The organism is Streptomyces sp. NPDC048111, assembly GCF_043202815.1.
Lineage (GTDB): Bacteria > Actinomycetota > Actinomycetes > Streptomycetales > Streptomycetaceae > Streptomyces.
This window is the reverse complement of the sequence record NZ_JBIDBD010000013.1, coordinates 39,186-65,733: the sequence shown is the minus strand read 5'-3', so window position 1 is coordinate 65,733 and position 26,548 is coordinate 39,186. Positions and strand designations below refer to the sequence as shown.

The window sequence follows — 26,548 nt, the reverse complement described above, 5'->3', positions numbered from 1 at the left end:
GTGCGCCAGGGGGGCTGCCCGATGGGGGGCGTGACCGGCGGAAAGCGTCGCCCCGGACAGGTCCGTCCGGCCACGTCGGAATTCACTCGAATGGCCCTACACGGGTGGCGTAGGGCAGGGCCGAGGCGGAACGTCGGGCAGGTCGAGACAAGCCCACACGCCGCAAGGAGGCACTCATGGCACAGACAGCACCCCCGCCGGGGGAACCGTCACCCCCACCTCCCCACAGCCACCACGGTGCGAGCGGCTCGCCATGGGCCAGCAGCGGCACCGTGTTCGCCGGGGTCCTGCTGTTCGTCGACGGTGTGCTGGCCGTGCTCAACGGCATCGCCGGTATCGCCAAGGACAACGTGTACGCGCGCATCGGCGACTACACGTACCAGTTCAGCCTGACCGCGTGGGGCTGGATCCACCTGATCATCGGCGTGCTCCTGGTGATCACCGGCTTGGGCATCCTGAAGGGTGCCGAGTGGGCCCGCGCGCTCGGTGTCGGCCTGGCCTCGCTCAGCATCGTCGCGAACTTCATCTGGCTGCCGTACCAGCCGATCTGGGCCGTCATCGCCATCGCCATCGGTGTCTTCGTGATCTGGTCGCTGCTCACCGACCGGCCGCGGGCGGCACGCTGAGCACACTGACGGAAGCCCGGGCAGCGGGCGGTTCGTCCCAGGCCCGGCCCGGCCGGGGCCGCTGAGTACGCCGGTCCGGCCCGCGCGCAGCGCGCGGGCCGGACCGGTTGGTGCGCGGCGCGGCCCCGGGTCAGGACCAGACGGTGAAGGTCACGGTGACACTCGCGGTCCTGCCCGCGGCGTCGGTCACGGTGAGGACCGCGTTGCGAAATCCCCACGCGGTGGGTGTGCCCGTGATGGTTCCGGTGGCGCGGTTGATCGTCAGTCCGGCGGGCAGGCCGGTGGCGGTGAACGTGTACGGGGTGGTGCCGCCCGTCGCGGCGAGGGGCAGGTTCACCGGGCGGCCGGTGCGGAGGTTCTGGCTGCCGGGGTCGGCCAGGACCGGACTCGTGCCCGAGGCCCGGGTGACCGTCCAGGCGAAGGACGTCCCGCCCTTGGCCCCGGCGCTGTCAGTCGCGGTGACGGTGACCGTGGAGGTGCCCGCGGTGGTGGGTGTGCCGGTGATGGTCCCGGTGGCGCCGTTGATCGTCAGGCCGGCGGGGAGGCCGGTGGCGGTGAACGTGTAGGGGGCGGTCCCGCCCTCGGCGCTGTTGTGGACCTCGACGGCCGTTCCGAGCGTCGTGTTCTGATCGCTGACGGCCGCGACGGTGACGCCGCCGGGTTGCGGAGCGGAGGTCACAAGACGGGCGCCGAACCTGGCCAGGGCTTCGTTGACGGGCTGGAAGATCGTGAACTTCTCGCCGCTCCCGCTGGTGCAGGTGGCGCTGCCGCCGCCCGAGTGCAGGCCTACGGCCTTGCCGCCGGCGGCCGTGACGTAGCTGCCGCCGGAGTCTCCGCCGGCCGAACAGGCGCTGGTGTACGACAGGCCGTCGATGACGACATTGCCGTAGTCGACGCTCTGGTCGACCTTGGTCACCTCGCCGCACTGCAGGCCGGTGGTCTGTCCGGAGCGGCAGATCGCGGTGCCGACCACGGCGTCCGCGGATCCGCTGACCGCGATGTCGCCCTTGCCCCAGCCGCTCACCGTGCCGGACACGTCCCAACCCGCCTGGTCCACGTCGACGATGCCCATGTCGCCCTCACGGGCGTTGACACTGCCGGTGCCGTTCCTGTTGGAGGTGCCGACGCGGGTGCCGTCCTTGCCGTAGGCGGGCTGGTCGGCGTCATTGGTGCAGTGCCCGGCGGTCAGGAACGCCTTCGTGTTGCCGGACGTCCTGGTGACGGGGAAGCCGATCGAGCACGGGCTCTCGGTGCCGGGTATCCACTTCTCGCCACCCACGATGCTGCCGCCCTGCTGGCGGGGCGTGTCCCGTGACTCGGTGACGTGGACGAGGTCGCCGAAGGCGGTCAGCGTGCGCAGGAACGCGGAGGTGGTGGCGGTGACCCGGTCGGGGTCGACCGTGACCTCCAGGCGGTTGTTCCGTACGTCCGGCCCCCAGGACAGGACGCCGGGGGTGGAGCCCGCGTGCGCCGACAGGGAGCGCTGCGCGGCGTCGAGAGCGTGCCGGGAGTGCTGTACGTGATGGGCGACCGCGCCGGCGGAGCGAGCGGCCGAGGCGTCGGCGTCCGTGCTGACCGCGGAGTGCAGGCGCCCGTCGCCCGCGTCGAACCACAGGCCGGCGAGGCGGTCGCCGATCCGGGCGCGCAGCGCGGTCGCGGTGCGGGCTGCTTCGGCTTCCTGGGCGACGCGTCGGTCCAGGCCGGCCTGTGACAGGTGCAGATCACGCATCAGCGCACCCCGCACGTCCGCGGAGAGGGGCGACGGCGTGGGGGCGGTCGAAGCGCGGGCGGGCAGCGGACCGAGGCAGGCGAGGGCGGCGGTCGCCGCGAGGGCGGCGATGGCCGCTCGGGTGGGGATGGGGCGCATGGTGGGGGTCGAGCCCTTCTCTTCGTGGGGGAGCCGGAGCCGAGCCCGCGGCGTGCTGGCACGGGCCTGGGACGGTCCCGGCACCAATGGCCGCGGTGGGATCCGGGCCTTGTTCCGGGTGGCACCACAGTGAGCGGCCCGGCACCGGGCGTACATCGGGGCAATCCCTTGCGCTGGGAGCTTCAACGCTCGTGGATGGCACGGTCGTTGGCTCCGGCAGCGGCTCGACTTCGGTGCGGGCCCCGCGCCAACGCCTTGGTGTGGAGCGGCAACTCCTCGTCGTCGATGGCCAGTTGGCTACGCGCTGCCAACTCGTGTGCCCGGTGCGGCTGCACCGGCTCCCACATCCAGGGCGGTGCCTGCATCGGCGTGAGGGGCACCAGGGACATCCCTTGTTCTCGGGTCCCTTGCGGCACGGCCGTTGCCTGGCATCCGCACGGCCGCCTACGGTGCGGGGGTGATCGGCCCTCCTCCCGCGGCGCTGAGCGACGACGGCGCTGACGCCACCTGGCAGCAGATGCTCCACGAGGTCCGCGAGCTCCTGGAACACCGGGGCCGCCTCGTCGTCGCGGGCGCCTGGGGCACGGGCAAGACGACACTGCTCGACTCGCTCGCCTCGCCCCAAGTCGGCTTCGCCGCACGCCGGTTGCTGCGGATCGGGACCCGGACCGAGGACGTGGACGTCCCGTACGGGGCGATCGCGCAGATGCTCAGCCTGTCCGGGCCCGACGCCACCTCGCGCCCCACGGCGCCGCAGATGTGCGTCCTTCCCGGGCCCGATGCCACCTCGTGCCCCACATCGCCGAAGATGTGCGTCCTTCCCGGGCCCGATGCCACCTCGTGCCCCACCGCGCCGCGGACGTGCACCATGGCTCCCTCCAGCGGCACCCCGGGCCGCACAACGCCTCCGTCGCCCGCCCCGTGCGTACCGCTCACGGACCTGCCCGGCCCGCAGGACGGCAGCGAGCGGCGGCTCGCCGTACGGCTCGCGGTCACGGAGTTCCTGGCCGGCGCGGGCTCGACGCTCCTCCTCATCGACGGGGCCGCATGGATCGACGCCCCCAGCGCGGACGTCCTGTCGTACGCCCTGCGCACCCTGCCGGTGAGCCGTCTCGCCGCCGTCGCCTGTGAACGCACCGCGGCATACCCGCATGCCGCCGCCGATCTGCTCGGCGGCCACCCGGACGTGCTGACCGTGCCGCCGCTGACCGTCACCGACACCTCGGTCCTGTTGGCCGGGGCCTCGCTGCCCGCCCGCTGGGCGGCCCCCGTGCACCGCTACTGCGGGGGGCACCGCGCGCTCACGGCAGCCTTCCTGCACGCGGCCGCCTCGCGTCCGTGCGCGGACCACGCGGCGCCCGTGTGGCCGGCCGAGGTCGAGGACCGTGCGCGTGCCTGGCTCACGACGGTGCCCGGCCCGGTGCGCGCCACCCTGCAATCCGCCGCCCTGACCCACCATCCGGACGTCACCGTCCTGCGCAACGCCGGGCATGTCGACGCCGAGGACCATCTCGACCAGGCCGAGGCGGCCGGACTGGTGACCGCCCTGGGCCCGCACCGCTTCCGCTTCACCGCGGAGGCCGTGGCCCAGGCCGCTGCGTCCACCGGATCGTCCGTCCGGCGTGCCCAGCTCCACCGCGCGCTGGCCGGCGCCGTCGCCGATCCGGTCCACCGCGCCCGCCATCTCGCACTCGCCCGGCGCACCGCCGATCAGGACGTCGCGCTGGGCACGGCGGACGCCGCCGCCGTCGCCCGCCGGGACGGTGACCGTGTGCTCGCCGCCGAGTTGATGGCCCTCTCCGCCGACCTCACCCCGGCCGGCCGGCCGCAACTGCGTCTGTCCCGGCTGTCGTTGGCGGCGCGGGACGCGGCCGCTGCCGGACGGGCCGGCCTCACCCAGCAGATCGCGGACGCGATCACCGCGAGCCGCGGCAGCCGCGCCCAGCGCGTGGACGCGCTGCTGGCCGTCGTGGATGTGCGCGGCCAGGACATGACCGGGCTCGAAGGCCACCTTGCCGAGGCCCGGCGCCTGGCCGCCGACGACCCGGCGCTGCTCGCCGCCGTCGAACTGCGCGCCGCCATCCAGGCCAACGTCAGCCGGGGCGCCGGCACGCAGGCCCTGCGCCACGCCGAACACGCCGTACGCCTGGCACGGCACGCCGGTGACAAGCCTTTGCAGGCCGCCGCCCTGACCATGCGCGCCAGAATGGAACGCCTCGCCGGCGGTCACGGTCGCGCGCAGTCAACTCTCGCCGCCGCGCTGGGACTTGATGTGCCACCCCAGACGATCGGCATCCGCAACAGTCCCCAGTACCTCGCCGCTCGCCACGCCCTGTTCGACGACCGGCTCGCCCGCGCACGCGAGCAGCTCGTCGCCCTGCTGCCGTACGCGGCGAAGGCGGGGGAGGCCGAGGACCTCGTCGACCTGTGGCGCAGCCTCGCCGAGACGGACACCCGGCTCGGCTCCTGCGCCACGGCCCTGCAGTGGGCCGGACAGGCGGTGGAGCTGACGGCGAGCGCGGGCCTTTCGCCCGGCCCGGCCTGGTACACCGCAGCCCTCGCCCACAGCAACGGCGGGTCCTTCGCGACGGCCGGGCACTACGCCGAGCAGGCGGTGCGGGCCTCCGCCGAGGAACAGGACACCATCCACACCGCACGCGGGCTGTGGATCCTCGGCTCCATACGCCTCCACACCGGCGACACCCAGGGCGCGGCCGGCACGCTCGCGCGGCTCGCCGAGCACGAAGCGACGGGCGGCGGCGCGGACCCCGGCATCCTGCGCTGGCAGCCGGACGCGATCGAGGCCTTCGCCGCAGCACGTATGCCCGACGAGGCTCGCGCCCTGCTCGACGCCCTCCCCGAGCACATCGGCACGGAGGACGAGCGCCGGACGGGTCTGCGCGCTGCCACGGCCCGGGCCCGCGCGGCCTGCCTGCGCCTGGCCGGAGACGGTGACGCCGCGGCCGGGCTCCTCGCGGAGGCCGCGCGCCTCTTCGCGTCCCTGGACATGCCCGTGGAGGAGGGCCGCACCCAGCTGGCCCTCGGCCGCCTGGAGCGGGGCCGCCGCCGGCAGGCAGCGGCGCGGACCGCGTGGCGGCGGGCGGAGACCTTGTTCGGGCAGGCCGAGGCCGCGCCCTGGCACGCGCTGACCGCGGAGGCCCTGGCGAGACTGTCCGGCCCGGGGTCACCGGGCCCGCGGAACGGACACGGGCCCCATCAACTGAGCCGCAACGAGCACCGGTTGGTCGGCCTGATCCGGGCCGGCGCGAGCAACCGGGAAGCGGCCGACCGGATGTTCCTGTCCGTCAAGACCGTGGAGAGCATGCTCAGCCGGATCTACCGCAAGTCCGGGGTGCGCACCCGTACTCAGCTCCTCAGCCGTCTCGCGGACACCCCGCCCGCGTGAGACGCGCCGCCTGAGCCGCGCCCGTGTGATCACCGTCCGCGTGAGGCCGGACGCGTGAAGGCCGGACGTGTGACCGGGCCGCGTCGGAGGGTCGGTAGCGTGGTGCGGGTCGTCGTGGACGACCAGTGTGCAGGTACGACACGGCCCCGGACGTCCGGGGCCCTGATGGGGAGTGTGGCCGATGAGCAGGGATCTGGAACGGCCTGTGATCGAGGTACCGCGGGGCAGGGCGCCGCAGTTCCTGGAGATCAAGGACCTGTGGGTGGGGGAGGGGGACGAGGCGGTGAAGGGGAGCCGGGTCACCGTCCACTACGTGGGCGTCGCGCACTCGACGGGGCAGGAGTTCGACGCGAGCTGGAACCGGGGGGAGGCGTTCGAGTTCAACCTGCTGGCCGGTGAGGTCATCAAGGGCTGGGACATGGGCGTGAAGGGGATGAAGGTCGGCGGCCGTCGCCGGCTGGTCATCCCCGCCCACCTGGGCTACGGCGACCGCGGGGCCGGTCCCGCGATCAGGCCGGGGGAGACCCTCGTCTTCGTCGTGGACCTGCTCGGCGTGAAGTAGCCGCCGCCAGATGTCATGGGACGGGGTCGGCCGCCAGGACGGCCGGCCCCGTCGTCGTCCCGAAGCCCGAAGCCCGAAGCCCCGGGCCGCGTCGAGCGGCACCTGGCCCGCCGCCCGGCCCAGGCCGCCAGGGCCATCCGTGTGGCGTGGGCGCCGTGGGGCGCGGCCGAACCGTCGGATCGGGGCAGGGTGGCCGTGACGGCCGGGGCCGTGACGGGGGGACGGGCCGGCCCGGCAGGCGACGAGAGGGAGCGGCATGGCGTCCGAAGAACACACCGCGGTCCACTGGCTGTTCGGCGACCAGCTCGGTCCGCACTTCATCGACCCCGGTCGCGGCGGCCCGCGCCGCGGCGCGCCGCTCCTGATGATCGAGTCCCGCGCCGTCTTCCGGCGACGGCGTTTCCACCGCGCCAAGGCACACCTGATCCTCTCCGCGATGCGCCATCGGGCGGCCGAGCTGGGCGACCGGGTGCGTTACGTCAAGGCGGACACCTACCGCGAGGGCCTGAGCCAGGTGGCGCGGGACGGCGGCGTCACGGTGCACCATCCCACGTCCCACCGGGCGCTCGCGTTCGTGAAGTCCCTCCCCTCCGTACGGGTCCTGCCCGCGCGCGGCTTCCTGGTGACCCACGACGAGTTCAAGACCTGGGCGGACGGCCACGGCGGCGCCGAGCGCCTGCGCCAGGAGGACTTCTACCGGTGGGTGCGGCAGACGCACGAGCTGCTGATGGACGCCGACCGTCCGGCGGGCGGCCGGTGGAACCTGGACCACGACAACCGGCAGCCCCCGCCGCGCGGCGCCCGCGTCCTGGACGTCCCGCCGCCCTACCGGCCGAACGAGAGCGACATCGACGCCGAGGTGCGGGCCGACCTCGACCGCTGGTCGCGGGACGGCGACGTCGCGTTCGTGGGCGAGGACGCCCCGCGCGCCTTCCCCGCCACCCGCCGCGAGGCCCTCGCGGCCCTGCGCCGCTTCGCCGACCACCGCCTCGCGACGTTCGGTGCGTACGAGGACGCGGTCCTGGCGGACGACCCGACCATGAGCCACAGCCTGCTCTCCTCCTCCCTCAACCTCGGTCTGCTCGACCCCGCCGAGTGCGTCGAACTCGCCGAGGAGCGCTGGCGCTCGGGCGACGCGCCGCTCAACAGCGCCGAGGGCTTCGTGCGGCAGATCGCCGGATGGCGGGAGTTCGTCTGGCACCTCTACTGGTACTTCGGTGACCGGTACCGCGCCGGCAACGTCCTGCGCCATCACGCGCCGCTGCCCGACTGGTTCACCGAGCTGTCGCCGGAGGGCACGGAGGCGAACTGCCTCTCCCACGTTCTCGGTCAGGTCAGGGAGACCGGCTGGACGCACCACATCCCGCGCCTGATGATCCTGGGCAGCTTCGCACTGCAGCGGGGCTGGGAACCCCGGGCCGTGACCGACTGGTTCCACCGCAGCTTCGTGGACGGCTACGACTGGGTCATGGTGCCGAACGTGGTCGGCATGTCGCAGTACGCGGACGGCGGGCGCATGACCACCAAGCCCTACACCTCCGGCGGCGCCTACATCGACCGCATGAGCGACTTCTGCCGCCCGTGCCGCTACAAGCCGTCCGTGCGGGTCGGCGAGGACGCCTGTCCGTTCACCGCCGGATACTGGAACCTGCTGCACCGCCACCGCGACCGCTTCGAACACAACGCGCGGATGACGCAGGCGGTGCGCGGCCTCGACCGGCTGCGGGACCTCGACGCGCTCCTGGAGCAGGAAGCCGCGCGCGAGGACTGACGCCCGTGGCGCGGCGTCCCGGCAGCCCGGGCGCGCCGCGCGCGGGCCACTCCCGTCACCGCCCGGCGTCCTCCTTCAGCATGTCGGCGCACTTCTCGCCGATCATCATCGTCGTGATGCACGGATTGACGGTGACGAGGTCCGGCATCGCCGAGCCGTCGGCGACCCGCAGTCCCTCGATGCCCTTGACCCGCAGCCGGGCGTCGAGCGGGGCGCTCGGGTCGTCGTCCGCCCCCATCTTCACCGTGCAGGACGGGTGGTAGACCGTGTTGTGCGTGGTGGCGATGTAGTGCAGCAGCTCGTCGTCGGTGCGTACGTCCGGACCCGGCGCGAGTTCGGCCCCGGCCCAGGGTTCCAGCGCGGGCTGCGCGGCGATCTCGCGGGCCAGCCTCAGTCCGTACGTCATCACCCGCACGTCGTGCTCGTCGGTGAAGTAGCGCGGGTCGACGCGCGGCTTGTCCCGGAAGTCGCGCGTGCGCAGCCGCACGGTGCCGCGCGAGCGGGCCCGGGTCACGTTCGGCGTGAGGCAGAACGCGTTCTCGCTCGTCGGATAGCCGCGCCGGTAGGTGTTCATGTCGAACGGCATCGAGCCGTAGTGGAACATCAGGTCCGGCCGGTCCAGACCCGGCCGGGTGTCGGCGAAGATGCCGATCTCCCACCACTGCTGGGACGTGGTCACCATGGGCCGCCGCGCCTCCCACATGATCACGCCCTCCGGATGGTCCTGGAGGTTCTCGCCCACGCCGGGCGCGTCCAGGACGACGTCCACACCCACGTCCCGCAGGTGGGCCGCGGGCCCGACGCCCGAGAGCATCAGCAGCTTGGGGGTGTCGATCGCGCCGCAGCTGACGACCGTCTCGCGCCGCGCGGTGACGGTACGCGAGTGGACGAGGTCCGGGTCGAGGTAGACGGCGCCCGTGCAGCGCCTGTTGGCGTCGATCAGCAGCCGCTTGGCCCGTACCCCGGTGCGCACCTCGAGGTTCGGGCGCTTGCCGAGCACGGGGTGCAGATACGCGACGGAGGCGGACTGGCGGATGTTGTCCTCGTCGGAGTTGATCTGGAACCAGCCGGCGCCCCGCAGGACCGTCGTGCCGGTGTTGAAGGAGGCCGTGGGGATGCCGGCCTCGGCGCACGCCGCCAGGACGGCGCTGCCGCACGGGTCGTCGGGCCGGACGGTACGGATCTTGACCGGGCCGCTGCGGCCGTGGTGGTCACCGGGGGCGTCGTTGGTCTCCAGGCGCCGGTAGAGCGGGAAGGTGTCGGCCGCGCCCCAGCCCGAACAGCCCGCCGCCGCCCAGGCGTCGAGGTCTTCGGCGGGCGCCCAGAAGGCGATGCAGGAGTTGTGCGAGGAGCAGCCGCCGAGCACCCGCGCACGGGCGTGCCGCATGAAACTGTTGCCGTGCTCCTGCGGTTCGACCGGATAGTCCCAGTCGTAGCCGGACTCCAGCAGGCCCATCCAGCGCTCCAGGCGCAGCACGTTCTCGTCGCCGACGTCGCTGGGCCCCGCTTCGAGGAGGCAGACCGTGACCGACGGGTCCTCGCTCAGGCGGGCGGCGACGACGCATCCGGCGGTGCCGCCGCCGACCACCACATAGTCGAACTCGTCCACATCCACTCCTTGTCACTGGCCGGCGTCGGGCCCGCGCCCCTACGGCGCGCCATGGCCCAGCGGCCCGGCCGGGCCGCTGGAGGAGTGCTCGGCGAGCACCCCGGTCTTCTTGCGCTGGATGAACCAGTAGTAGAGGAACCCGCCGACCCCGACGACGCCGACGAACAGGACGCCGCCCCAGCGCAGGTACCAGTGCTGGGGCCCGTCCGCGTTGTAGACCGCGGGGCGCGGCCACAGCAGGTTGACCGTCATGGCGGCGCCCCAGAGCACGGCCAGGATGTTCACCGGGATCCCGAACCGGCCCAGCGAGAATCCGTGGGACGCCGTCGTCCAGCGGCCGCGCAGCCGCAGGATCAGCAGGGGGAGCGTCACCAGCAGATAGGCGATGTAGATCATCACGATGGCGATGCTGGTGACGACGGAGAAGATCTGCGGCTGGTTGATGTTGACGACCAGGATCGCGATGGCCACGACCCCGATCAGGCACGTGGCGAGGACGGGGGTCTGGAACCTGGGGCTGAGCCGGGCGAGTTTGGAGCCTCCGGGCAGGTTGTTGTCCCGGGCCATCGCGAAGGCGAGCCGCAGCCCGGCGGTCTGCACCGACAGCGCGCACACGGTGATCGCGATGATGACGCACCACAGCACCACCACGCCGACGGTGTGGCCGAGCGCTGCCTTCACCACGTACTGCAGGCCGTCCACGGACAGCTCCTTGGCGTGCAGGTCGGGAGCGGCCAGCAGCGCGAAGAGCAGGATCAGGCCGCCGAGGAGGAAGGAGGCGATGAGCGCGCGCAGGATGGCACGCGGTGCGTTGCGGGAGGGGTCGATGGACTCCTCACCGAGCGAGGACGCCGTGTCGAATCCGTACATCACGTACGCCGACGCCAGCGAGGCGGTGAGGAACGCGCCGAGGTAGCCGAGCGACTGCCCCTGTCCGTAGCCGGCGGTCTGCACCAGGGCGCTCGGGCCGCGCGTGATGTGCGCGGCGAGCAGGCCGATCAGGACGACGGCCGCGATGAGCTCGATGAACACGCCCGCGGAGTTGATGGTGGCCATCAGCTTGACGCCGAACGCGTTCACCACGGTGGTGAACAGGATCAGGACCGTGCCGAGCAGCACCGCGTTCGCGGCCTTGTCGTACTGGCCCGTGCCGTCGCCGATCACCTGGAAGACGCTGGAGATCTGAGGCAGCGTCAGTTGGTAGGCGAGGGCGACGGCGGCCAGGGACACCATCGTGGCCACCGTCATCATCCAGCCCGCCAGCCACCCGACATGGGGGCCGCCGGCGTGCTTGGACCAGTTGTAGACCGACCCCGCGACGGGGAAGCGGGCGGCGAGCTCGCAGAAGCACAGCGCCACCATCAACTGGCCGATGAAGACCATCGGCCAGGACCACCAGTAGGCGGGCCCGCCGAAGCTGACGCCGAAGTAGAACAGCTGGAAGGTGCCGGTCAGGATGGAGATGTAGCTGATGCCGGCGGCGAAGGTGTGGAAGTTGCCGAGCGTCCGCTTGAGTCCGGGCTTGTAGCCCAGCTCGGTGAGTGCCGCGTCCTGGTCCGAGGACGCGTTCGTGGCCGGTTCGTCCGGGCCGGGCGGGGTGTCCGCCATGACTGGTCTCCTCGTTCCGTACGGGCAGGGTCAGGGGCGGCGGGCGAGCGGCTCGGGCCGCCGGTGGTCAGTCGAACCAGCGCTGGGGCTCGGGCGCGGTGTTGCGCCAGACGTGCTTGGCCTCGCAGTACTCGGCGAGCCCCGCCGGGCCCAGCTCGCGGCCCACGCCCGACTGCTTCATGCCGCCCCATTCCGCCTGCGGGACATAGGGGTGGAAGTCGTTGATCCAGACCGTGCCGACGCGCAGGCCGGCGGCCACGCGGTGCCCCTTGCCCTCGTCCGTCGTCCACACCGCGCCCGCGAGGCCGTAGACGGTGTCGTTCGCGAGCGCCACCGCCTCGGCCTCACCACGGAACCGCTCGACGGTGACGACCGGGCCGAACGACTCGTCCTGGACGACGGACATCTGGGGGGTGCACTCGTCGAGGATGGTCGGCGGGTAGTAGAAGCCGTCCGCGAGGGCCGGATCGTCGGGCCGGGCGCCGCCGAGCCGCAGCACCGCGCCCTCGGCGATGCCGGCGGCGACGTACGCCTCCACCTTGTCGCGGTGCGCGGCCGAGATCAGCGGGCCGGTGCGGGCGTGCTCGTCGAAGGGGCCGCCCATGCGGATCCGCCCGGCGCGTGCGGCGAGTTCGTCGACGAAACGGTCGTGCAGCTCGTCCTCCACCAGCAGCCGCGCCCCGGCCGAGCAGACCTGCCCGGAGTGCAGGAACACGGCCATCAGCGCGTAGTCGACCGCGGCGTCGAAGTCCGCGTCGGCGAAGACGATGTTGGGGTTCTTGCCGCCGAGTTCGAGCGCGATCTTCTTCACGGTGGGCGCGGCGGCGGCCATGATGCCGCGGCCGGTGGCCAGGCCGCCGGTGAAGGAGACCAGGTCCACGCGCGCGTCCGTGGTCAGCGGCGCGCCGACCGACGCTCCGGTGCCGAGCACCAGATTGGCGGCGCCCGGCGGCAGCCCGGCCTCGGTGAGGATCCGCATCAGCATGATCGCCGTGTGCGGGGTCAGCTCGCTCGGCTTGAGGACGAAGGTGTTGCCCGCGGCGAGCGCGGGTGCGACCTTCCAGGCGGTCTGCAGCAGCGGGTAGTTCCAGGGCGTGATCAGGGTGCAGACGCCGACCGGCTCGTGGACGACACGGCTGTCGACCGTCGGCGTGCCGGTGTCGACGACCCGGTCGGTGCCGCCGGCCGCGGCGAGGTTGCCGAAGTAGCGGAAGCAGTTCGCGATGTCGTCCATGTCGTACTCCGACTCGACCATGCGCTTGCCCGTGTCGAGCGACTCCGCACGCGCGAAGGCGGCCTTGTCGCGTACGAGGAGGTCGGCGACGCGCAGCAGCAAGGCCGCCCGGTCCGCGACGGGGGTGCGCGGCCAGGGGCCCCGGTCGAATGCCTCGCGGGCGGCGGCCACGGCGGCGGCCGCGTCCTGCGGCCCCGCTTCGTCCACCTGGGCGACGAGGGTGCCGTCGGCGGGGCATCGGATCTCCCGCTTGTGCCCCTGCGCAGCCACCGTCCACCGGCCGCCGATGAACAGCTCGGGCATGGCATCCTCCAGGTCAGGCCGTCAGGGGCGGCGGCACGGCCCCTCGGGCCGGTGCCGCACGGACCGTCCGGGGGACGGACGGTCGGCCTGCCAGACGTAACACGGCCCGGACCGGCCCGCACGGGGGGACGGTCCGGGCCGGTCCGGGCCGTGGGCCGTCATGCGGACGCGGCCTTGCCGGGCGTCGTCAGGAACCCGCGGATGTATCCGGCCACCGTGTCGAGATGGCTCTCCAGGAGGAAGTGCCCGCCCCCGGGAACGAGGTGGACCTCCGCGTCCGGCAGGTCCCTGGTGAAGGCCCGCGCCCCGTCGGGCCCGAAGATCTCGTCCCCCGCGCCCCAGACCGCGAGCAGCGGCACCCGACGCTCCCGGAAGTAGGCGTGCACCTTCGGGTAGAGCGGGGGATTGGAGGCGTAGTCGAGGAACAGGGCGAGCTGGACGAGGTCGTTGCCCGGCCGGCTGACGTCGCGGTGGTCGGCCGCCCAGGTGTCGGGATCGACCAGCTCGGGCCGGTCCACGCCGTTGAGGTACTGCCAGCGGATCGCGTCGAGCGAGAGGGCGCCGCGGACGGCCGGCTCGGTCTCCGGGCCGGGGTTCGCCCAGTACTCCCGCACGGGCTTCCAGAACTCCGGTACGAACCCGTCCTCGTAGGCGTTGCCGTTCTGCGTGATGACCGCGGTGACCGCCTCCGGGTCGCGCAGCGCGAGCCGCCAGCCGATCGGCGCGCCGTAGTCCTGGACGTAGAGGGCGTAGCGGGTGACGCCGAGCTGGGCCAGCAGCGCCTGGGTGATGTCGGTGAGCGCGTCGAAGCCGTACGGGAACGCGTCCACGGAGGGCGTGTCCGAGAGGCCGAAGCCCAGGTGGTCCGGCGCGATGAGGTGGAACCGATCGGCCAGCGCCGGGATGAGCCGGCGGAACATGCGCGAGCTGGTGGGGAATCCGTGCAGGAGCACGAGCGTGGGCGCCTCGCGGGGGCCGGCCTCGCGGTAGAAGACGCGGTGCCCCTCGACGGTGGCGAAGCGGTGGGTGACCTCGGTCATGACTAACCCCTTAGAGCCATTTTGATGGTTACTCTCGCCCGTCCAGTAGACGCCGCGTGGAGTAACCTGTCAATCGGCCCGATGCAGTTAGTCAGGAAGGTGGCGGCCATGCTGGACGACGAAGCCATGCTGGAGGCGCTGAACAGCACCCCCGTCATCGACGGCGAGGGCCGGGACCTGTGGAGCGAGGGCGGTGACCTGGGCCGGTGGGTGCGCGCGCACGGCGGCCACGGCGGCGACGAGGAGCGCCGCCGGCTGCGCGCCGCGCGTGACGCGATCCGGGCGGCGGAGTCGGGGGAGCCGGCGGAGTCCCGGCTGCGCCGGGTCCTGGCGGGCGTCCGCAAGACGCCGCAAGCCGGCGCGTCGGGCGTCACCTGGCACCTGGAAGTGGCGCCCGAGCGCAGGCTCGCCGTGGAACTCGTCCTCGCCTGGGCGGACGTCAAGGAACGCCTGCCCGGCCGTCTGCGCCTCTGTGAGAACCCGGAGTGCCGCCTGTTCCTCCTGGACCGCAGCCGCGCCAACACGGCGCGGTGGTGCTCCATGAAGACGTGCGGAAACCGCCTCAAGGCCCGCCGCCACCAGGCCCGCGTGCGCGAGGCGCCGGAGCCCGAGGAGGGCCCGCGCGCCGGATAGGGCCCGCGCGGGCGACCGGGCCTTCGCAGCGACCGGCGCCGCGGGGGCCAGGTCGGTTCCGTACGCCTGAACCGGCCGCTCGACACGATCATGGCTCAACCGCGGCACGGCTCCCGCGTGATGGGCTCGCCCTCCCGGGTTGCGGCGCGATCGGCACGGGAACGCATACGAAGCGACCGACGGGGAACCCGTTGGTCAAAAGCCATGACGAGAGGGTCGCACCCCGATGCCTGAGCCCCGCGCCAAGACGCTCCGCGTTCTCCTTGCCCGATACGCGGAGGCGCGCATCACCCAAGCGCACAGCCGAGCCCGGGACGTGTCCGGGGAAATCGACGCCATCGTCCAGGCCCTGTGTGCGGCGACCTCGACGACGTGCGTGCAGGACGCGATCGTCGCGGCCGACCTCATCCTCAGCCAGCCCGAGCGCGCCGCCGCCGGGAAGCAGCGCACCGGCATCGCGGCGTAGGGATGCCTCGCGCCGCGGCGAGCGGCGCCGGCGCCGAGCAGTCGCGGCGCACGCGCGCTGCCTGACGGCGGGCAACACGCTAAGCTCCGGGCACCCCGCGGGAGTCGGGACCCTCGTCACGGCGACCCGCCGACAGCGAAGGAGACGTGTCGTGCTGCGCCGACCCCCCGTTCTCACCCTCGTCACCCTGGCGGCCGTCGCCGCTTCCACGGCACTCGCCGCGCCCTCAGCCGCAGCGGCCGGCGCCGCCGTACCCACCACCGCCGTGTACGTCACCGACGGGGCGGGCAGCTCCATCAAGGGCACCCTGCGCTGGTCCAACCGCGCGGCCACCTTCACCGGGACGCTGACCTCCAAAGGGTGCCGGCGGGTCTGGTACAGCGTCTTCGACGGCTATGCCAACCCGCTCGGCGCCAGGAGCAGCAGCACCCACTGCAACACGGTGACCTCGGTCCCCGCCACGCTCCCCGCGAACGTCGTCGGCGGCGGCTCCTACGCCGGCGTCTGCCTCGACGACGCGAAGGGCAAGCCGATCACCTCGTGCGGGGTCTACCCCCGCCCCCACTGAGCGGCGTGGTGCGCCCGGCCCCCTGCCACGGACCCGAGTTGGGCGTGGTCGGTGTCGGGCAGCCAGTCCTGCGCGGGGTCGTAGTCGAGCCAGCGGTGGGCCCGGCCCGTTCGCGTGAAGGCGTCGAGGAGTGCCGGGAGTTGGGGGTGCGGGTGGCTCTCGCGCCAGGCCAGTGACCAGGCGTAAAGCGGCGTCGGCGCGGTGAGGGGAATGGAGCGCAGCCCACTGTGGTGGGGGAGCGGGGCATCGCTGGGGAAGAGCGTGAAGCAGCCCGGGTCGTTGCCGATGTGCTGAACCAGGTGGTCCAGGCCGAGGTTGGGGCCGTCCTGGCGCCGGGTGAGACCGAAGGCGTCGGCGAATCGCCGCAGGAAGTCGAGGCGGGTGAGTTCGGCGGGGGACCACAGGGTGGTGTCCCGCAGATCGGCGGGGCGCAGTTGGGCGGCGCCGGCCAGCGGATGCGAGGCGCTGAGCAGCACATCGACCGGCTCCAGACGGACGAGCCGGTGGGCCGTGCCGGTGGCGCGGCCGGGAGGCAGGGGGTGGACGCGGCCGAAGCCGAGGTCGGTGTCCGCGCGCAGGAGGGCCTGAGCGGCCGACGGCCAGTCCCGTGCGGGGCCCGGTTCGAGGCGTACGGCGTCCAGGGCCTCGACGGCCTGGGCGACGGTGCGCATGGGGGCGTACAGATGCCCCCAGACGTCGATGCGCAGAGCGGCCCCGCCTCCCTGGACGGCGGCGACCGCCCGGGCCCCCGCGGCCAGGGCTTCGCGGGCGGCGGGCTCGAAACGCCGGCCGGCGCTCGTCAGCCGGGTGCCGCCCTCGCGCTCGAACAGGCTGACCGCCAGCAGGGTTTCCAGGCGGGCGACGCGTTTGGACAGAGCCTGCTGGCTGGTCCCGAGCCGTTCGGCGGCGCGCCCGAAGTGCAGCGTTTCGGCGGTCGCGACGAATGCGCGGACCAGGGCGAGGTCGAGGTCCATGCCGCTGACCATATAGGACAACCAAGTGTTGTCGGCCGAGCGCATGCGTTGTTGGCCGGGCTGCTGCCGCGTGCGGTGAGGTTGCCTCAAGTCAAGCCGAGGAGGCCAGAGATGAGAGCGTTCCTGCCGACCGGGGACCCCGCGCAACCCGTCGTCATCGCCGAAGTGCCCGAGCCGACGCCGCGCCCCGATGAGGTGCTGGTACGGGTGGAGGCCTTCTCGGTGAACCGGGGTGAGACCTTCAAGCTGGAGGCGCCGGTGCGGGGAGAGCGCCCGGGCAAGGACGTCGCGGGACTCGTGGTGCAGCCCGCCGCGGACGGGACGGGGCCGGCCGGCTTCGCCAGGGTCGTGGGCCACCCCATGGGAGGCGGCTGGGCGGAGTTCGCGGCGGTGCCGACCAGCGCGCTGGCGGTTCTGCCGGACAGCGTCGGCGCGGTGCGGGGCGCGGCGCTGCCCCTGGCCGGTCTCACCGCGCTGCGGCTGCTGCGCGCGGCGGGGCCGGTGCTGGGGCGCCGGGTGCTGCTGACCGGGGCGTCCGGAGGCGTGGGCCACTACGTGACCGAGCTCGCGGCCGCGGCGGGAGCGGAGGTGACCGCGGTGACCCGGGACGCCGAGCGCGGTGCCCGGCTCGCCGAACTGGGGGCCGCCCGGGTCGTCCACGACCTGTCCGACGCGCACGGACCGTACGACATCGTGCTGGAGTCGACGGGCGGCGAGGCCCTTGCCGGGGCGCTCGCGCGGCTCGCGCGCCGCGGCCTGCTCATCTGGTTCGGGCAGGCAGGCCGCCGCGCGGCGACCCTCGACTTCTTCGACTTCTTCAACGGCCCCGAGTCGGCCGTCATCCGCCACTTCCACTACCTCGACGCCGACACCACGATCGGCCACGACCTCGCGACCCTGGTGCACCTGACGGCGCAGGGTCGGCTGCACCCCGAGATCGGTCGCGTGGCGGACTGGGCGCACACAGCGACCGCCCTCACCGACCTCCGCGACCGGCGCATCCGCGGGAAGGCGGTGCTCACCCTGTCCTGAGCCCGCGCCCCCAAGTGGCCGCCACGACAACCGATGTGGCGCCGGCGACGCACCCCCTCGGCGTGCCCCGCCTGCGTGTCCCAACCGATGCGTCCCACCGACGTGTCCCACCAACGTGTCCAGTGAAGAGAAGGATTCCGATCATGACCGAGACCCTTTCGCCCCGCGCCGTCGTCATCCGCTACGTCGAGGCCGTCCGCGACGGCGATGCCGCCGTCATCCGCGACAGCTTCGCCGAGGACGCGACCTGGCACTACCCGGGAGACCTGCCGATCTCGAAGGTGTGGCGGGGCCGCGACGCGATCGTCGACGACTTTCTTGGCGGCATGGGGCCGTTGCTGGTCCCCGGGACGATGCGCGTCGAGCTGGTCGGGACCATCGCCGAGGGCGACCGCGTGGTCGCCGAGTGGACCTCCACGGCCGAGACCGTGCACGGCGGCACGTACGACAACCGCTGCATCGGGATCTACACCGTCCAGGACGGCCGCATCACCGCGGTCGTCGAATACGCGGACACCCGGCATGTGGCCGCGGCCCTCTTCCCCGGGGACGCCGGTACGGGGCCGCTCGGCGTACAGGGTCGGGCGTGAGGTGAGATCCGGCGGCCGACGGGAGCCGGGCCGGGCCGGGAGTCCGGCCGGCAGACGCCCCGGGTACGCACCTTCCCCACCCCAGTTGACCAAGTACTGGTCAAGGCAAGTAAAGTCCAGGTCAAAACCCCCACTTTGGAGGCGGTAATCGGCATGCCCCATCCGGCTGCCGGTTGCCGCGGCGATCCCGCGTGCCCCCACCCGGGGCCCGGATCGCCACCTTGCACCTGGAGTTGCACGTGAAGTACAGCTGGCGTGCCCGCACCGCGGGCATAGCAATGCTGACCGTAGGCGCCGTCCTGACGTCTACACCGCACGCCATCGCCGAGCCTTCGGCCGCGGACGACGCGGAAGCGGCCGCGTTCGAGCGGGAGTTGGCGGGCCTGGAGAAGGACCTCGCGGCGTTCAAGGCCGATCCGATCAAGGAGGCCGAGAGCGTCGAGGCCGCGCAGGCGGCCGCGGCGGTGCAGGACCGGCCGGTGGAGGTGCTGCAGCTGCGCACCGAGACCGACACCGTCCACGCCAACCCCGACGGCACCCTCACCCGGGAGATGGCCGCCGGCCCGATCCGCATGATCCGCGACGGCAAGTGGGTGGACGTCGACGTCGACCTCAAGGCCGCGCCGGACGGCAGGGTCACGGCCGAGGCGCACCCCAAGCAGCTGCGGCTGGCCGGCAAGGGCGGAGCGCTGCCCCGGTCGATCGCCGGCGCGGCCCAGGCCCCGGCGTCCGAGGCGCGCGACCTCATCACCCTCGGCACCGGCAAGGACCGCCTCGCGGTGCGGTGGAAGGCGGGCCTGCCCGCCCCGGTCCTGGAGGGGAACGTCGCCACCTACCGGGAGGCCGTGCCCGGCGGCGACCTGATCGTGGAAGCCACCCGCACGGGGTTCGAGCAGTTCCTGCGCCTGAACAGGGCCCCCGACAGCGGTGCACCGATGGTGCTGCCCATGACGGTGCCCGACGGAGTGAAGGCCACCCCCAACGCCGACGGTTCGGTGTCCTTCACCGACGCGCAGGGCGAGGAGCGGGCGGTGATGCCGGCGCCGCGCATGTGGGACGCCACCGTGGACGCGAAGTCCCTGGAGCGCACCAACACCAGGCCGGTCGCGATGAAGGTCGCCCAGCAGGGCAACACCGTGGAGTTCACCCTCACCCCGGACGCGCGGTGGCTGAGCGATCCCACGACCCGCTACCCGGTGACGATCGATCCGGCCACCGACACCCTGGACACCCTCTTCGACACGTTCGTGCAGGGCGGTGACACCACCGACCAGTCCTCGAACACCGACCTGAAGATCGGCTGGCCCGGCGACACGGCCGGGTCCACCAAGCGCACCGCCCGCTCGTTCCTGACCTTCCGCACCGCGAACTTCGCCGACGCCCTGGTCTCCAAGGCGACGCTGAAGATGTGGAACTACCACGCCTGGTCGTGCGAGAAGCGCGGATGGGAGGTCTGGGCCGCCGACCCCGCGGACAAGAACACCCGCTGGACCAGGCAGCCGGCGCTCAAGGAGAAGATCGCCACCTCCACCGACACCAAGTCGGCCACGTGCTCCAACGCCGGATGGGCGAGCGCGGACATCACCAAGCTCGCGCAGAGCTGGTCCTCGGAGAAGGCCGAGGAGGGATCCATCGCGCTGAAGGCGGCGGACGAGTCCGACACCTACGCATGGAAGCGGTTCTACTCCTCCGAGGCCCCCGACCAGAAGCAGGTCCCCACCCTCGAAGTCACCTACAACTACCGCCCGTACAACGGCACCAACCTCCAGGCGGGTACGCCGTTCCTGTCCCAGGGCGGCATCTTCAAGGTGAACTCGACCACGCCGACCCTCCGGTTCTCCACGGTGGACACCGACGGCGAGGACCAGATCACCGGAACCTATGAGATCACCGACACCGCCACGAACAAGGTCGTCGCGACGGTCAACGCCGAGCCGGCGCCCGCCAACAGCACCTCCAGCGTGAAGGTTCCGGCCGGCAAACTGATCTCGGGCCACACCTACAGCTTCCGCACCACCACCTACGACGGCACCCACTACGCCAACGGCTGGTCCGACGCCGTCCGCTTCACCGTGGACACCTCCTGGAGGCCCACCGCGGCGGAACACGCGCTGGGTCTCGCCAACCTCCACTCGGACGCCGCGGACATCACGGCCGCCACCGCTTCCGACGCCACGTACGCCTCGATCGCCACGACCGAGGAGAACACCGTGGCGGTCCCCTGGGACGGCAAGAACAACCGCATCGACATCAAGAACGCCCAGATGCCCGCCGCGCTCACCATTCCCCAGGCGACCACCAAGGGCACCCAGGTGGGCGGCAACGTCGTCTACACCTCGTCGGGCCCGGTCGACACGGTGGTGCAGCCCACCACCGACGGCGGCTCCCGCACGCTCAACATCCTCAAGGACGGCTCCGCGCCGCACGACTACGAGACCGGCTTCACGATCCCCGCGGGGATGAAGGCCGTCACCCACGACGACGGTTCCGTGTCCCTGTACTCCGAGGGCGACGACAACGCGGAGAAGGCCCCGCTGAAGGAGCCCGCCGGATTCTTCGCCGCGCCCTGGGCCAAGGACGCGAACGGCAAGGACCTGCCCACCGGTTACCGGGTGGTGGGCGACAAGCTGATCCAGCATGTCGAGTTCGACGCGAACAGCGCCTTCCCCGTCGTCATCGACCCGTCCTGGTGGTCCACCACCAAGAAGATCCTGTGGTGCGCCACCACCGTCGCCGGCTTCATCGCCATGTTCACCCCGGTGGGGTCCTCCGGCCGCGTGGTGACCGCCGTGCGCCTGGTGAAGCGGATCGGTGTCAAGAAGACCGCCAAGCTCATCCAGACGTACGCCAAGCGCCGCAAGCTCAGCTCCCCGCAGCGGGCGGCCATCAAGGCCCTGCTCGGCATCCCGGCGATCCAGAAGGCCTGCAAGTTCTGAGAGGAGGCGCTCATGCTGATCGCGCTCTTGGTCGTCGCGGCCGAGGTCGCCGCGCTGATCGCGTACACGGTCCGCGGCGCACGCGGGGCCGGCCTCCCGTCGCTGGGCACCGTCGATCTGCGCAACCTGATCCTCGCCACCTTGGCGACGACCACCGGTTACGCGCTGACGCGCCACCAGGACATCGGCTACTCCGACCTCGTGGCCATCGTCCTGACCGGCTGCGTCCTGCCGGCGCAGGCAGGGGCCGCGGTACACCGGCTGGCCAGGCGGTGGGCCTCGGCGGACTGGCTGATCGCCTGCGTCGGCGGCCTCGCCGTGGGCACGCTCAACCAGAACGCCGCCTTCCCCTGGGGCTAGGCGGCGCGGGGGGGGGGGCCCCCCCCGGGGGGGGGCGGCCCCCGGGGGGGGCGCCCGGCCGGGGGGGCCCCCGGAGGGGGCGCCCCCGGCGCCCCCCCCGGCCCCCCCCCCGCCGCCCCCCCCCCCCCCCCGGCCGGGGGGGGCCGCCGGGCGCCCCCGCGCCGCCCCCCCCCCCGCCCCCCCCCCCCGCCCTATGAGCAACTGCCGTGCCTGTCAGGCCAGTTGCCGAAGCCCGACGGTCAGGTCAGGGGGCGCAGGCGCGCCGGAACCACGGAGTTCGCGGGTGCGGACGACGGCGCCGGCGAACTGCCCTTGCGCCACTGCTTCCAGGTCAGGTTCCAGTCGCCGTACCCGTTGTCGAACGCGGTCATGGGGGCGCCGTATCCGTGCACGACGTCGACGATGTCGCCGGGGCGGACGGTGTTGAAGAACCAGGCCGCGTCGTCCGTGGACATGCCGGTGCAGCCGTGGCTGACGTCCTCGGCACCCTGGGATTCGAGGGACCAGGGCGCGGCGTGGACGTACTCGCCGCTCCAGGTGAGCCGCGTGGCGTAGGAGACGGGGAGGTCGTAGGACTCGCTGGTGCCCCGGGCGATGCCGATGGAGTCGCCCCGCATCCGCACCGCGCGCTCCTTGCCCAGCACCACCTTGATGCCCTCCCGCGTACGGAAGCCCTGCTTGCCCGTGGTGACGGGGATCGTCCTGACCGTGCGGCCGTTGCGCTTGACGGTCATCTCGTGGGCCGCGACATCGGTGACGGCCTCGATGCGGTCCCCGGTGGTGAGGCTGAGCGGCTGCGACGGGCCGCCGTACAGCGAACCGCTCACGCGCACCCGGTCGAGGCCGCTGCGGGCCTGGATCGTCGCGTGGGCCGGCCAGTACGTCCGGGGCCGGTAGTGCAGGGTGCTGTCGTCCACCCAGTGCCAGGCCCCCTGCACCGAGGGCTGCGAGGTGACCTGAAGGGACTGTTCCACCAGCCTGCGGGCCTGGGCGTCGTCGGCCGGGACGGGCCGGGACAGTTCGGCGACGACGGGCTGCCCCACCCCGTAGACCCCGGCCGTCGGGCCGAAGGAGGCCGTGAGCCGGCCGCTGCCCGCCCGGGGCCGCGCGGTGCGCACGGCCCAACTCGCCTGCCCCGGCGTGCCGTCCTCGTCCTCCGCCGTGGCGTGTACGTGGTAGCGGGTGCCGGCCCGCAGCGGAGCCGTACTGTGCCAGCAGGTTCCGTCGTCGCTGATGCGGCCGGGCAGATGGCGTCCCTGGGCGTCGGTGGCGCTCACGTCCGTGAGCCGACCGTCGGTCTTCAGCCGGACCGACAGCGCGTCGGCCGGTTCGGCCGCGTCCGGCGACACCCCCGGCCCTGTGGCCAAGTCGGCCCGCCCGAGCGCGAGTTGGCGCCGGTCGGTGTCGTCGATCTCGTGCAGCCGGTTCTCGTCCCAGAAGCCCGCGGGAGTGCACGGGCTCACCGCGCAGCTCCCTGCGCACCGCCCGCCCGCCGGCTCCTTGCCCAACAGCGCTTCGAGCGCCGTGTCCGCGAGGAGCGGGACGGTCGAGGGCGCGGAGTGCGACGAGGCGGGCGTGGGCGCCGCGGCTGCCATCGTCATGGCGCCGGCGGCGGCCAGCGCCATGCTCCAGTTCCTGAGGCGGGGTCTCACCGTGCGGCCCTCCCAAGCATCGACAGCGGGGTGGCGTCATCACAGCAGACCTCGGAAAGGATCATATGACCGCGCCGTCGGCGATGACCCCGAACGGGTGTAGCGGACCCCCCGGTTGCATCAACCGCCGCGGACGGGACGTGCGGCTCGGCCCGGTACCGGGCCCGCTCCTTCCAGCACGGGCAGCACGGTCTGCGCGCGCAGCGGGACCGGCGCGGTGCGCGGTATGCGCTCCAGGACGCCGCCGGCGAAGACGTCGTACAGCGGCAGGGACTCCAGGTGCACATAGCCGATGTGGCAGTCGCACGTGGCCAGCGGGCAGGGGCGCGGGGCGAGTGCGGCACGGTAGGAACCGTCGTACAGGTTGCCCAGCTCGGCGCGGACGAAGTGGCAGCGCCGGACCGCGCCGTCCCCGTCCACCGAGATCACCGACGCGCCGGTGCGGCACGGCAGGCCGGCCGAGCGGTGCGGGTGGCGGCTGAAGGGGAAGAGCGGGTCGATCGCCGACCACGGGGCGGCCTGCTCGTCCGTGTAGGTGTGCCCTTCGGCGGCGTTCACCCAGAGGTACACGTGCTCCGGAAGCTCCTCGCGCAGCCGCGCCGCCGCCCCCAGGTGCTCGGGAAGACCCACCACGCCGACGCTGAAGCGGACACCCATCTCGTCCAGCCGGCGGGTCTTGGCGAGGAAGCGCTCGTGCGGTGTCTGTCCCGGGTGGTAGGTGCACCACAGGGCCACCGTGTCCCGGTCGGCCCCGTCGAGCCAGTCGGTGCGGCAGCTGAGGTTGGTCTGGATGGCGACGCGCCGCACATGCTCGTGGTGGGACAGTCGCACGAGGGCCTCGCGGTACCACGAGCGGGTCAGGCCCTCGCCCCAAGGGGTGAAGAGCACGGACAGGCGGTCCTCACGCTGGGCCTCGGCCCAGGTGGTGAAACGCCCCAACGCGGCGCGGTCCGCGCGGAGTTGGGCGGTGGTGTCCCGCCGCTTGGCGAACGGGCAGTAGGGACAGTCGTAGTCGCAGGAGGCGAGCGGGCCGCGGTAGAGCAGGGTCAGGTCCACGGCGCCTCACTTCGTTTCGTAGGCGGCCATGGCGGCGCGCACGGCGGGGGAGAAGAACTCCGGGCCGATGGCGTCGGAGTGGGCGAGCCCCTCGTCGGACAGGCGCAGCAGCTCGTCGCCGGTCGGGGCGAGCCAGCCGCGTGCGGCGAGGGTGGTCAGCTCGGCGCGGAAGTCGTCCCACGGGTCACGGCCGAAGCGCCGGCGGTAGTCCGCCCCTCTCAGGCCCTCGGCCTGGAGCAAGGACTGCAGGAGGTGCCGGCGCCGGGCCTCCTCCTCGTCCACGCGGCGGCCGTGCAGCGCGCGGGAGAAGTCCTCGGTCGCGGTGTAGTCGTCGATGATGCCGCGGATCTCGCCCATGGCGACGGCGTAGTCGAAGGAGTAGTGCAGGGTCGAGGTGTAGGAACGGGCACCGCAGCCCAGGCCGATCATGCCGTCGGTCTGGCAGGCGTAGTCGTCGGGGCCCTGCGGCGGTGCGTCCGCGCGGCGGAACATGCGCATGGACACCTGCTCGTAGCCCTGGGCCAGCAGGTGGTCGCGGCCCTCCCGGTAGCGGCGCAGGCGCTGTTCGTCCCAGTCCCGTCCCGCCCGGAGCGGGTCCGCGTGGCGCCCGAGGCCCGTCAGCGGGCGGACGTACAGGGGGTAGAGGTAGATCTCCTCGGGGCGCCAGGCCAGAGCAGCGTCGAGGGAGTGGCGCCAACTGGCCGCGGTCTGGCCGTCGATGCCGTAGATCAGATCGATGTTGAGCACGGGTATGCGCGCGTCACGGATCCGCGCCAGCGCCGCCTCTACGTCCGAGCGGCGCTGCGGACGGGCGGCGGAGCGGGACTCCTCCTCGATGAAGCTCTGCACTCCGAGACTGAGCCGGGTCGTGCCGCGGGCGGCCAGCACCGCCAGCCGGTCGGCGGTGGCGGTGGCGGGTGAGGCCTCGACGGACAGCGGGACGGCCCGCAGGTCCGCGCCCATCTCCCGCTCGGCGATGTCGCACAGCCGCTCCAGTTCGGCGGGGTCGAGGAAGGTGGGTGTCCCGCCGCCGAACGCGGCGTTGACGAACCGCGGCGGCTCCGCCTCGCCGAGTGCCTCGCGCACTGCCGCCGCCTGGCGCCCCAGCGCGTCCAGATAGCGGCCGGTCAGGTCGCCCGGCGCGCCGATCCTGGTGAACAGATTGCAGAAGCCGCAGCGGATCTCGCAGAACGGTATGTGCACGTACAGCGACAGGGACCGGCGCGACTCGCCCTCCCAGACGTCCTTCAGCGCGGGGCGCGGGGCCAGGGGCCGGTAGGCCGTCTTGTGGGGGTAGGCGTAGGTGTAACTCTGGTAGGGGCGCGGCGTCGTGGGCTCAGGGGCCGTGATGGGGCGGGTCATGCGGTCGGCTCCAGGAAGAAGTGGCTGTAGGGCACGGTCCACACGCAGTCGTGGCCGAGGCGGTGGCCGGTGTAGCCGTCGTCCCCGTACGCGGTGCCGTGGTCGGAGCAGACGATGGCGAAGCAGCGGCGCCGGGAGCTCATGGCGCGGAACAGCCGGCCGATGTGGCGGTCGACGTACTCCAGGGCCGCCGCGTGGGTCGCCCGGCTGTCGCCCGCCTCACGGGTCGCGCCGGGCAGGTGGAACCAGTTCGGCTGGTGCAGCGCCGAGACGTTCAGGAAGAGGAACAGCCGCTGATCCGGGGCCAGTTGGGCCACCGACTGCTCGGCCTGGGCCACCTGGGCCTCGAAGGAGGTGGGGGAGGCCACCGAGAACGCCGGATCCCAGTGGCTCTCCTGGAAGAGGCCGGGCAGGACGCTGCCCAGGGCGCCCTGCTTGTTGAAGAACCCGACACCGCCGATGCACACCGTGTGGTAGCCGCGGGCCGCGAGCCCGGTCACCAGGTCGGGGGTGTCGAAGACGAACGTCCGGCCCGCGGTGGTCTCGCTGCCCGCGAAACGCGCCGCGAACAGCCGGGGGTGGGGACCGGGCGAGGCCGGGGTGGGCAGGAAGCCCGCGAACATCGCCTGGTGGGAGGCGTAGGTGAAGCTCCCCGGTGCGTGACGCCGTTCCCAGGTGCCCCCGGGCAGATGCGCGGCGAGGTTCGGCAGGCGTCCGGCGGCGGCGAGTTCGACGGCCACGTCGTGGCGCAGTGTGTCGAGCGTCAGGAGCAGCAGGTCGTCGCGGCCCACCACCTCGTTCATGTCGGGCGCGTCGAGGGGCAGGGAGGACGCGGTCGGGGCGGGCCGGGCAGGTTCGGGCGCGGCCATGTGCGGCGCGGGAGGGGCGAGTTC

Annotated in this window: 21 protein-coding genes; 11 read left to right on the top strand and 10 right to left on the bottom strand. The window is 72.9% G+C overall.

The features are described from left to right. The first annotated feature begins 176 nt into the window (after positions 1-176). Positions 177-626 carry a hypothetical protein gene (locus ACGF3I_RS21230; protein ID WP_393134245.1) on the top strand — a complete coding sequence of 150 codons (450 nt, stop codon included), beginning with the start codon at positions 177-179 and terminating at the stop codon, positions 624-626. Between the two features lie 130 nt (positions 627-756). On the opposite strand, the gene ACGF3I_RS21225 is transcribed toward ACGF3I_RS21230, so the two are convergent. Then, positions 757-2,493, bottom strand: coding sequence for a putative Ig domain-containing protein (locus tag ACGF3I_RS21225; protein ID WP_393134243.1), 1,737 nt, complete (start codon positions 2,491-2,493; stop codon positions 757-759). A 457-nt stretch (positions 2,494-2,950) separates the two neighbouring features. Between ACGF3I_RS21225 and ACGF3I_RS21220 the strand changes: the two genes are divergently transcribed. The 3 genes from ACGF3I_RS21220 (at position 2,951) to ACGF3I_RS21210 (ending at position 8,232) form a co-directional block, all read left to right on the top strand. After that, positions 2,951-5,899 (top strand): AAA family ATPase, encoded by a 2,949-nt coding sequence (locus ACGF3I_RS21220; protein WP_393134242.1) that lies wholly within the window; start codon positions 2,951-2,953, stop codon positions 5,897-5,899. A 181-nt stretch (positions 5,900-6,080) separates the two neighbouring features. Beyond that, a complete protein-coding gene (locus ACGF3I_RS21215) occupies positions 6,081-6,461 on the top strand; it encodes an FKBP-type peptidyl-prolyl cis-trans isomerase (protein WP_393134240.1) in 381 nt (126 codons plus the stop codon). Positions 6,462-6,717: 256 nt separating this feature from the next. Then, positions 6,718-8,232, top strand: coding sequence for a cryptochrome/photolyase family protein (locus ACGF3I_RS21210; protein WP_393134238.1), 1,515 nt, complete (start codon positions 6,718-6,720; stop codon positions 8,230-8,232). Between the two features lie 55 nt (positions 8,233-8,287). Here the strand turns inward: ACGF3I_RS21210 and ACGF3I_RS21205 are convergent, their stop codons facing one another. From ACGF3I_RS21205 to ACGF3I_RS21190, 4 genes are all read right to left on the bottom strand, one after another. Further along, a complete protein-coding gene (locus ACGF3I_RS21205; RefSeq protein WP_393134236.1) occupies positions 8,288-9,847 on the bottom strand; it encodes a GMC family oxidoreductase in 1,560 nt (519 codons plus the stop codon). Between the two features lie 33 nt (positions 9,848-9,880). Further along, on the bottom strand, positions 9,881-11,449 hold the full coding sequence (locus ACGF3I_RS21200; protein ID WP_393134234.1) for an APC family permease: 1,569 nt from the start codon (positions 11,447-11,449) through the stop codon (positions 9,881-9,883). A 67-nt stretch (positions 11,450-11,516) separates the two neighbouring features. After that, positions 11,517-12,986, bottom strand: a complete 1,470-nt coding sequence (locus tag ACGF3I_RS21195) for an aldehyde dehydrogenase family protein (RefSeq protein WP_393134232.1) — start codon at positions 12,984-12,986, stop codon at positions 11,517-11,519. Positions 12,987-13,144: 158 nt separating this feature from the next. Then, complete coding sequence (locus ACGF3I_RS21190) at positions 13,145-14,026, bottom strand: alpha/beta fold hydrolase (protein WP_393134230.1); 882 nt, start codon at positions 14,024-14,026, stop codon at positions 13,145-13,147. Positions 14,027-14,134: 108 nt separating this feature from the next. On the opposite strand from ACGF3I_RS21190, the gene ACGF3I_RS21185 reads away from it, so the two are divergent. The 3 genes from ACGF3I_RS21185 to ACGF3I_RS21175 all read left to right on the top strand — a co-directional run bounded on the left by ACGF3I_RS21185 (position 14,135) and on the right by ACGF3I_RS21175 (position 15,693). Then, entirely contained in the window at positions 14,135-14,659 is a 525-nt protein-coding gene (locus ACGF3I_RS21185; RefSeq protein WP_393134228.1) for a CGNR zinc finger domain-containing protein, read from the top strand. A gap of 226 nt (positions 14,660-14,885) precedes the next feature. Continuing rightward, positions 14,886-15,125 (top strand): DUF5133 domain-containing protein, encoded by a 240-nt coding sequence (locus ACGF3I_RS21180; RefSeq protein ID WP_393134226.1) that lies wholly within the window; start codon positions 14,886-14,888, stop codon positions 15,123-15,125. Between the two features lie 151 nt (positions 15,126-15,276). Then, on the top strand, positions 15,277-15,693 hold the full coding sequence (locus tag ACGF3I_RS21175) for a hypothetical protein (RefSeq protein WP_393134224.1): 417 nt from the start codon (positions 15,277-15,279) through the stop codon (positions 15,691-15,693). On the opposite strand, the gene ACGF3I_RS21170 is transcribed toward ACGF3I_RS21175, so the two are convergent. After that, a complete protein-coding gene (locus ACGF3I_RS21170) occupies positions 15,675-16,667 on the bottom strand; it encodes a LysR family transcriptional regulator (RefSeq protein WP_393134222.1) in 993 nt (330 codons plus the stop codon). The genes ACGF3I_RS21175 and ACGF3I_RS21170 overlap by 19 nt on opposite strands. 111 nt (positions 16,668-16,778) lie before the next feature. On the opposite strand from ACGF3I_RS21170, the gene ACGF3I_RS21165 reads away from it, so the two are divergent. From ACGF3I_RS21165 to ACGF3I_RS21150, 4 genes are all read left to right on the top strand, one after another. Further along, on the top strand, positions 16,779-17,699 hold the full coding sequence (locus ACGF3I_RS21165) for a zinc-binding dehydrogenase (protein ID WP_393134220.1): 921 nt from the start codon (positions 16,779-16,781) through the stop codon (positions 17,697-17,699). Between the two features lie 143 nt (positions 17,700-17,842). Next, a complete protein-coding gene (locus ACGF3I_RS21160) occupies positions 17,843-18,289 on the top strand; it encodes a nuclear transport factor 2 family protein (protein ID WP_393134218.1) in 447 nt (148 codons plus the stop codon). A 239-nt stretch (positions 18,290-18,528) separates the two neighbouring features. Beyond that, positions 18,529-21,225, top strand: coding sequence for a DNRLRE domain-containing protein (locus tag ACGF3I_RS21155; RefSeq protein ID WP_393134216.1), 2,697 nt, complete (start codon positions 18,529-18,531; stop codon positions 21,223-21,225). Positions 21,226-21,237: 12 nt separating this feature from the next. Next, positions 21,238-21,585 carry a hypothetical protein gene (locus ACGF3I_RS21150; protein WP_393134214.1) on the top strand — a complete coding sequence of 116 codons (348 nt, stop codon included), beginning with the start codon at positions 21,238-21,240 and terminating at the stop codon, positions 21,583-21,585. A 239-nt stretch (positions 21,586-21,824) separates the two neighbouring features. Here ACGF3I_RS21150 and ACGF3I_RS21145 read toward each other — a convergent pair whose 3' ends face one another. The 4 genes from ACGF3I_RS21145 to ACGF3I_RS21130 all read right to left on the bottom strand — a co-directional run bounded on the left by ACGF3I_RS21145 (position 21,825) and on the right by ACGF3I_RS21130 (position 26,458). Next, positions 21,825-23,210: an Ig-like domain-containing protein gene (locus tag ACGF3I_RS21145; RefSeq protein WP_393134212.1), complete on the bottom strand. Its 1,386-nt coding sequence runs from the start codon at positions 23,208-23,210 to the stop codon at positions 21,825-21,827. A 147-nt stretch (positions 23,211-23,357) separates the two neighbouring features. After that, positions 23,358-24,293 (bottom strand): STM4011 family radical SAM protein, encoded by a 936-nt coding sequence (locus ACGF3I_RS21140; protein WP_393134210.1) that lies wholly within the window; start codon positions 24,291-24,293, stop codon positions 23,358-23,360. Between the two features lie 6 nt (positions 24,294-24,299). Then, positions 24,300-25,655: an STM4012 family radical SAM protein gene (locus tag ACGF3I_RS21135; protein ID WP_393134208.1), complete on the bottom strand. Its 1,356-nt coding sequence runs from the start codon at positions 25,653-25,655 to the stop codon at positions 24,300-24,302. Then, positions 25,652-26,458, bottom strand: coding sequence for an STM4013/SEN3800 family hydrolase (locus tag ACGF3I_RS21130; RefSeq protein ID WP_393134452.1), 807 nt, complete (start codon positions 26,456-26,458; stop codon positions 25,652-25,654). The genes ACGF3I_RS21135 and ACGF3I_RS21130 overlap by 4 nt, the downstream gene beginning before the upstream one ends. Positions 26,459-26,548 lie beyond the last annotated feature (90 nt).

What these genes read in the sequence shown, in the direction of transcription:
- ACGF3I_RS21230 (WP_393134245.1), top strand. Translation starts at nt 177, where the DNA reads ATGGCACAGACAGCACCCCCGCCGGGGGAACCGTCACCCCCACCTCCC.
- ACGF3I_RS21225 (WP_393134243.1), bottom strand. Translation starts at nt 2,493, where the DNA reads ATGCGCCCCATCCCCACCCGAGCGGCCATCGCCGCCCTCGCGGCGACC.
- ACGF3I_RS21215 (WP_393134240.1), top strand. Translation starts at nt 6,081, where the DNA reads ATGAGCAGGGATCTGGAACGGCCTGTGATCGAGGTACCGCGGGGCAGG.
- ACGF3I_RS21210 (WP_393134238.1), top strand. Translation starts at nt 6,718, where the DNA reads ATGGCGTCCGAAGAACACACCGCGGTCCACTGGCTGTTCGGCGACCAG.
- ACGF3I_RS21200 (WP_393134234.1), bottom strand. Translation starts at nt 11,449, where the DNA reads ATGGCGGACACCCCGCCCGGCCCGGACGAACCGGCCACGAACGCGTCC.
- ACGF3I_RS21195 (WP_393134232.1), bottom strand. Translation starts at nt 12,986, where the DNA reads ATGCCCGAGCTGTTCATCGGCGGCCGGTGGACGGTGGCTGCGCAGGGG.
- ACGF3I_RS21190 (WP_393134230.1), bottom strand. Translation starts at nt 14,026, where the DNA reads ATGACCGAGGTCACCCACCGCTTCGCCACCGTCGAGGGGCACCGCGTC.
- ACGF3I_RS21185 (WP_393134228.1), top strand. Translation starts at nt 14,135, where the DNA reads ATGCTGGACGACGAAGCCATGCTGGAGGCGCTGAACAGCACCCCCGTC.
- ACGF3I_RS21180 (WP_393134226.1), top strand. Translation starts at nt 14,886, where the DNA reads ATGCCTGAGCCCCGCGCCAAGACGCTCCGCGTTCTCCTTGCCCGATAC.
- ACGF3I_RS21170 (WP_393134222.1), bottom strand. Translation starts at nt 16,667, where the DNA reads ATGGACCTCGACCTCGCCCTGGTCCGCGCATTCGTCGCGACCGCCGAA.
- ACGF3I_RS21165 (WP_393134220.1), top strand. Translation starts at nt 16,779, where the DNA reads ATGAGAGCGTTCCTGCCGACCGGGGACCCCGCGCAACCCGTCGTCATC.
- ACGF3I_RS21160 (WP_393134218.1), top strand. Translation starts at nt 17,843, where the DNA reads ATGACCGAGACCCTTTCGCCCCGCGCCGTCGTCATCCGCTACGTCGAG.
- ACGF3I_RS21150 (WP_393134214.1), top strand. Translation starts at nt 21,238, where the DNA reads ATGCTGATCGCGCTCTTGGTCGTCGCGGCCGAGGTCGCCGCGCTGATC.
- ACGF3I_RS21145 (WP_393134212.1), bottom strand. Translation starts at nt 23,210, where the DNA reads ATGGCGCTGGCCGCCGCCGGCGCCATGACGATGGCAGCCGCGGCGCCC.
- ACGF3I_RS21135 (WP_393134208.1), bottom strand. Translation starts at nt 25,655, where the DNA reads ATGACCCGCCCCATCACGGCCCCTGAGCCCACGACGCCGCGCCCCTAC.
- ACGF3I_RS21130 (WP_393134452.1), bottom strand. Translation starts at nt 26,458, where the DNA reads ATGAACGAGGTGGTGGGCCGCGACGACCTGCTGCTCCTGACGCTCGAC.